This window comes from Sphingobium sp. FW305-3-2-15-F-TSA7, assembly GCF_058787155.1.
Genome location: NZ_JBYSZM010000081.1, coordinates 1 through 856, shown reverse-complemented (window position 1 = coordinate 856; position 856 = coordinate 1). Strand labels below are relative to the sequence as shown.

The following is an 856-nucleotide window of genomic DNA, read 5'->3' as shown; positions in this document are numbered from 1 at the left end:
CTAGGCTGTGGTGACGATTTAATCATTTGAGCCATAGCATGATGCTGGCGAGTTTGATGAATCCGAGGAAGTGTTGGGCGAGCTTGTCGTATCGTGTAGCGATGCGTCGCCATTGCTTGAGCTTGGCGAAGAAGCCCTCGATGCCCCAGCGCTGTTTGTAGGCGATGCGATCATAACGGTGCTGGTATGTGCGATGCGGCGGGGCGGAATGACCGGTTCACCGCCTTGTTCGTAGATGAGGTTGTGCAGGCTGTCGGCATCGTAGGCGCGATCGGCCAGAACCTTGTCCGCAGGGATACCTCGGATCAGGTGGCAGGCGGGTGCCATGTCGTTTTGTTGGCCGGACCGAGGATGAAGCGGATCGGCAGGCCCAGCGCATCGACTACGGCGTGGATCTTGGTACCGAACCCGCCGCGCGATCGTCCAAGAGCCTGGGCTTGAGCGCCCCCCTTTTGACCCGCGCTCCAGCGGCCTGGGCCTGGGCGCGGATCACGGTCGCGTCAATCGCCAACCATTCGATGTCGGGATCGTCCGAAACCGCCTCGAAAATCCGGTCGATCACGCCTTGCTCGACCCAGCGATAGTAACGGCGCTTGGCAGTCTGATAGGAGCCGAACCGCTCTGGCAGATCGCGCCAACGCCCACCCGAGCGCGCAAGCCACAGTAGCGCATCGAGAAACAACCGCCCATCGCTGCGCGGACCGCGCTTGCCCTTACGCCCGCCTGGCACGAACTCGCGCAGGCGATCCCATTGATCGTCCCGAAGCACCTCGCCTTCCACACCAGCCTCCAAAAGCCAGCGTTGAATCAGAAATCCTGCACCCCGTGAATCCCTAAAATGTCACCACCACCTAGA

General features: G+C 61.1%; 1 pseudogene. It reads right to left on the bottom strand.

The window, feature by feature from the left end:
* Positions 1 to 22: 22 nt before the first annotated feature.
* Positions 23 to 781 (bottom strand): annotated as a pseudogene (locus tag AC3WN8_RS30100) (IS5 family transposase).
* Positions 782 to 856: the final 75 nt, after the last annotated feature.